Below are 5613 nucleotides of genomic sequence, written 5' to 3'. Positions count from 1 at the left end.
CCTTTGCCTTTCACCTGACCGGCGGAGCCCCTGTAACCGAGGCAATGCTCACAGCCCTGGCGGTACTCATTGTTTCGTGTCCATGCGCACTGGGACTTGCGACACCGCTGGCGATCGCTTCGGGGATCAGAAGCGGACTCGAGAACGGAATCGTTTTCAAGACAGCCGCTGTCTTTGAAGAAGAGGCGGATATCGATATCGTCGCCTTCGACAAGACGGGGACGCTGACGAGCGGACGCATGCACCTGCTGGATGAGGGGTCGAGTCCGCAGGCCCTCCGGTATGCCGCCCTGCTGGAGCAGTACTCCTCGCATCCCGTTGCCGGCCCTATCGCGGCATTAACCTCTGACGAGGCGAGGAGCCGCAGCGTACAGAACATCCGAAGCTGCTCTACCGGCCTGAGCGGCGACATCGGGGGTACCCGGGTCTGGGTGGGACAACCCGAATGGCTGGAGGAAAAGCAGTTCCGGTTCCCTGCCGGTCTCAGCGCGAAAGTCAGGCGAAGCCGGCAGCAGGGACGCCTCCCCGTCGGTGTGGGATGGGATGGGGAGATCCGGAGTATTCTCATCGTCGGGGATCGTCTCCGGGAAGACGCCCGAAAGGTGATTGCCGGGCTAAGAAAAGAGAAGAAAAACGTGGCCCTGATTACCGGCGACAGCGAAAAAGCCGCCCGGGCTATCCGCGAAGAGTTGGAGCCGGATTTCCTGTTTACCGAAGCCCGTCCCGAATCCAAATCCAATATCATCCAGGAGCTGCGTACATTCGGCCGGGTGGCGATGGTCGGGGACGGCAGCAACGACGCCCCCGCTCTTGCTGAAGCTGACCTCGGTATTGCTTTTGGTGATCTCTCCGCCATAGCAGCGGAGTCCGCCCAGATCGTCCTTCCCGGCGAGCGCCTCGCCGTCGTTCCCAGGGTATTCCGGGCGATGCGGCTGACCCGAAACCGCATACGGCAAAACCTGGGATGGGCCTTTCTCTATAATATCATAACAATTCCCCTGGCTATTGCGGGGACCATAAACCCACTGTTTGCGGCGGGGGCCATGGCGGCAAGCAGCCTGCTGGTCGTCGGCAACTCCTCCCGGAGTATGAACATATAAGATCGTTGTTTTTTGTCCATTGTTACCAATTAAACAACAGCCGGGGCAGAGCCATGATGTGCCAAACAAAAAAATTACTTGTTGAAATTACGGATCTGTAAACTTTCCACTTTGACCCCAAGACAGATCCACTCAGGAATTCTTTGATAAAATAGCCGAGCGTGGGATGTTATACAAAAGATGGCGGTCTTTCTATTCCCGATTGTAACGAACGGGAATATTTCCGAGGGGCACTTCCTGTTGAACTCGGCTGGCCGTATCGTTTTTCATTTGCTGAAACGAACTGATATACAACGTGCTGGGGATGTCTCCGTTGGGAAGCTCCCATTCCGCCTGCAGCCGGGACGGCCTATACTCCTCTTGCACATTCCACGAGCTGTTTCCCCCGGTCGCGTGTATCTTGCCGCTGTTCAACCGCATGCTGTCCACTTCGATATCCAACGGCTCCCGGTCCACGCTGTCGGGGAGCGACAACCCCAGTTCAAACTGCCATTGCTGTGCGCTGACATTAATTCTCATCAGTTCAATCGTTATCGGGGATCCGTAATCACGGAAAAGCGTATCCCCTTCGGTGATCTGCCGGACCTCGGCAACCTGTTCCGGCTGCCGTACTTCCTCATCCTCAAAAATCTGCACGTTGATCAGGTTAAACAGGGTCATCAGCTCTACCAAAACAGGAATACCGATGCCAACAATAACCAGTACTTTCACCAGCCGTTTGGTGGAATTACGGGAATTGCTGTCGCTGTTGGAGTGGTTCTCGGTCATAATTCTCTTGTGGGGGGATAAAAACGCTTTGCAAATCCGGTTTGAAATTTGATAATAATCGGGGGTATGAGGATGATACACTGCACCGGGGCCTCTGGCTGCAGGCTCTCATAGCGGAACTTCTTGCCTAACCCTGACATTGACTTTTAATCACGAACAATACCACAACAAGACCGTGACCCCCTGCATTCGAAAACAGATAATGGATTACAGTTAAGGGGTAATGAGCTGTAGTAGTGGATTAGGAATTTTGGATCATGGCTCATCCAGTCAAGAAGGCCGCGGCAGGGCTCCCGGTTCAAAGATACCATCGGATATCATCTCCCAGAGCGGGAACGAATAGGCCAGCAGAACCAGAATAAGCGCCAGCGCAAACCAGAGCTTCATATTGTCGAGTATTTTGGGCGTGTGTTCAGCGCCCGACAGGGGTTCGGGAATATAATCATCAACCGGCCTGTCCGCCTTCTCGCCCCCCATCCAGGACGCAGTAATTACCCACAGAAACAGCGTCAGCGAGATGGTCAGGATCGTACCGCCTATAGCGATCTGCCAGTCCATTTCAGCCATCGTCCCAAAAATTGGCTCAAACTCGAAACCGCTGTATTGCGGCTCGGCCGTTCGGCGAGGCACCCCGGCCAGTCCCGCCCGGTGCATGGCATTGGACATCAGCGTCATCCCCAGGAACCAGGCATAGGGCTGGATCAGGGCCAGGGTTTTAAATTTCAGTTTTCGTCCCGTCAGCTGCGGAATCAGCCAGTAGCTGATAGCCATAAAGGTCAATGCTGTCGCTGTTCCCACGGTAAGGTGAAAGTGCCCGGGTACCCAGATTGTATTATGGATGATCAGGTTAATATTCATACCTGCGTTAATCATACCGCTGAACCCGCCCGCGGCAAACATGATGCCGGCCAATGCACATCCCACAAAAGCGGGACTATCCCACGGGAGCTTTCCAATCCATTTCAGATAGCCTTTGCCCCCCCGCTGCCGGGCGCCGTGCTCCATACTGGCTACCACCGTAAACAGGGTCATCAGGCTCGGCAGCAACAGCAGCATTGTTGTCGCCATGGCATAAAACTTAAATCCCACGGAGATACCCGCATCGGCATACTGGTGATGGTAGCCCACCGGCGTGGAAAGCAGCAGGAAGATAACAAACACAATACGCGTCATGGCATCACTGAACAGGCGTCCCCCTGACAGTTTGGGCAGAATTGCGTACCAAACATAGTACGCCGGCAGCAGCCAAAAATAAACCACGGCGTGTCCAAAGAACCAGAAGAGCGTACGGGGCAGGAGCGGCTCAATCTCCGTAACCCATCCCAGCGACCAGGGGATCAACAGTCCCACCACTTCAAGAGCCAGCCCGATGGTACAGACGTACCACATCAGCATGGTGAAGAGTGCCATAAAGGTAAGGATGGGGATCGGGCCGTCGGGATGATTTTTCCGCCACTTGTTATACGACCAGAACCAGTCGGCCCCGGCCAACCAGGATCCCACCAGCACCAGGGCCAGCCCGATATAAAAAGCGGGGTGCGCCTGCAGGGGCGGATAGAAGGTATACAGCACAGCAGCCCGGATCGAACTGTCCGGTACCAGGCCGCCCAGAATCGTTACGGCTGTCATGGTTAAACCGATAGTCATTATCCAGAACCACGACCAGGTAAAGGTCATATTCTCCGGTTCCCGGTCAAGACTCCGCGTTACGCCCCACACAAATAGTCCGGCAATAAAAAAGGTCGTAAAAATGAGAGCCAGCAAGACACCGTGTCCCGTAAGTACGGAATAATACTCCCCGGAATTAAAAAATCCCCGGAACACATCGGTACGGTGCAGGGCCTGTATGAACCCAAACAGTCCCCCTATCGCGAGCGCGATAAAAGCAACAATAAAATTCGCCCGGGCAACTTTAGCAGCTTTTGGATACTGGTGTAAGAATGTCATTCTACAAGATTACTTTTATCAAACTCGGATTTAGGAACAACGTTGATTTTACCCTCCATGATATGGTGAGCGGGCCCGCAATACTCGTTACATACAATACCGTACTCCCTGACCTCAGGGAAAATCGTGGTAAACTTGGCTACCTGGCCCGGTATCGCCATGGTATTCAAGTTGGTGCCCGCTACATCAAACCCGTGTAATACATCCGGACTGGTAACGTAAAAAGTAATCCGGGTATCGGCCGGTACGGTGATGGGGGAAGATGTACCCGGCAAAAAAGCAAACTGAATGGTTTGTACATAGACCTCATATTCGGTTACCCCCCCATTCGTAACCTCCCGCACCCCGGGTGTTCCGAAAGGGGTTTCACTTAAATTCTGGGGATCTATCGTTTGATAATTTCCAATAACCTTTAAATCCATTGAAACGAATCCATACACCACCGTGGCAATAAAAAAGGCTATCAACACGTAGGAGATCCTAATCCACCACCGTTCAAATTTATGTATATGCATAAATAATTACTCTTAATGGGTTAATTAATCAATAATAGAAGGAGCATTTCCACCAAATTCAATGAAATACATAAAAATCCACATCACCACTATAATGACAAGGTAGATGAGTGCTATTACCAATGTACCGACGGGCTTGTATTCCTCTATCGTAATCTCGCGTACTATTTCGGGGTTACGCTGCTCCCAGCTTTTGTCATATTCTGCCAGATCAGCAGATTGGCTGGATTCATCAGGCATAACAGTAATATTTAGTTGAAAGTTGATTGCATCACCGATTTTCAGACAAATAAGTACTAAAAGAGAACAAGATCAAGCCCTTTTTTCTTATTTAGATTCGATATTTTCTATTGGCCATTCAGATTTTCTCTCGCAATCCGGTTATATTGAGATACATAAGTTATGTATCATCGCATAAGCCCCTCAAATGACAGGTGCAAATCCCGTAACTGAAAATGATAACAATCCGTTATGGAGTGGATCTTAGCGGGCCTGGCCTTCGGTTTTCTGGGTAGTTTTCACTGTATAGGCATGTGCGGGCCGATCGCTCTTGCGCTGCCGGGCCCCTTCACCGAACACATCCCTTTTGCTGTTTCCCGGATAATGTATAATATGGGACGTGTGGTCACCTATACCGCACTGGGGGGCGCGGTCGGATTTTTCAGCCGCATCATATCCATCGGCGGCTACCAGCAGGGCTTGTCCATCGCCATTGGGCTCATCCTGCTGCTTGTTCCCGCCTGGCGGAAACTGCGCGCACTGCTCGACCGGGCAGGATCCCTTCCCCGCAGACTGGCGGCCAACATCACCGGGCGGATAAAGGACCTCTTCGGCCGCGGCAGCTTCGGTTCGCTTTTTCTCATCGGGCTGCTGAACGGACTCCTGCCCTGCGGGTTTGTGTACATGGCCCTGGCTACCGCAGCCACAAGCGGCGGCGTTGAGCCGAGCCTGCTCTTCATGGCGGCCTTCGGTTTGGGGACGATCCCCGCCATGCTGGGCGTCAGTCTGGCCGGCAACCTGGTGCCGGTCACATTCCGGCAAAAGCTGCAAAACTTCTCTCCCTATTTTATTGCTCTGGTGGGGCTCATCCTCATTCTCCGGGGACTCAATCTCGGCATCCCCTTCATCAGCCCGGTGCTGTAAACGGAGCATCCACCAGCTGGTTTTGACCGGATTCACAGACCGCAAAGTTAAATCCTTTCTGAATGCTGTAGCCCCCGAACCTTCCCTGCTTGTCGACGGCAATAAAGCCCACCTGAATATCATCCACCGACTCATTCTTT

Annotated in this window: 6 protein-coding genes; 2 read left to right on the top strand and 4 right to left on the bottom strand. The window is 52.8% G+C overall.

All coding sequences use genetic code 11. From position 1 onward, the window contains the following. Positions 1 to 1100: heavy metal translocating P-type ATPase (locus ACESLU_RS10830; RefSeq protein WP_372638665.1), on the top strand; the 1100-nt coding region annotated here is incomplete at its 5' end. Positions 1101 to 1292: 192 nt separating this feature from the next. Here ACESLU_RS10830 and ACESLU_RS10825 read toward each other — a convergent pair. From ACESLU_RS10825 to ACESLU_RS10810, 4 genes are all read right to left on the bottom strand, one after another. Next, entirely contained in the window at positions 1293 to 1868 is a 576-nt protein-coding gene (locus ACESLU_RS10825; RefSeq protein ID WP_372638664.1) for a hypothetical protein, read from the bottom strand. 270 nt (positions 1869 to 2138) lie between these two features. After that, complete coding sequence (locus ACESLU_RS10820; protein ID WP_372638663.1) at positions 2139 to 3815, bottom strand: b(o/a)3-type cytochrome-c oxidase subunit 1; 1677 nt, start codon at positions 3813 to 3815, stop codon at positions 2139 to 2141. Next, positions 3812 to 4330 carry a cytochrome C oxidase subunit II gene (locus ACESLU_RS10815; RefSeq protein ID WP_372638662.1) on the bottom strand — a complete coding sequence of 173 codons (519 nt, stop codon included), beginning with the start codon at positions 4328 to 4330 and terminating at the stop codon, positions 3812 to 3814. The genes ACESLU_RS10820 and ACESLU_RS10815 overlap by 4 nt, the downstream gene beginning before the upstream one ends. A gap of 24 nt (positions 4331 to 4354) precedes the next feature. Next, the gene (locus tag ACESLU_RS10810; protein WP_372638661.1) at positions 4355 to 4570 is read right to left on the bottom strand and encodes a hypothetical protein; all 216 of its coding nucleotides are present in this window, start codon (positions 4568 to 4570) and stop codon (positions 4355 to 4357) included. Between the two features lie 231 nt (positions 4571 to 4801). Here ACESLU_RS10810 and ACESLU_RS10805 point away from each other — a divergent pair, with 231 nt between their 5' ends. Then, the gene (locus ACESLU_RS10805) at positions 4802 to 5473 is read left to right on the top strand and encodes a sulfite exporter TauE/SafE family protein (RefSeq protein ID WP_372638660.1); all 672 of its coding nucleotides are present in this window, start codon (positions 4802 to 4804) and stop codon (positions 5471 to 5473) included. Positions 5474 to 5613: the final 140 nt, after the last annotated feature.

The sequence above is a fragment of the Fodinibius sp. genome (assembly GCF_041642155.1).
Lineage (GTDB): Bacteria > Bacteroidota > Rhodothermia > Balneolales > Balneolaceae > Fodinibius.
The sequence above is the reverse complement of the archived record's forward strand: the minus strand, read 5'-3'. Positions and strand labels throughout refer to the sequence as shown.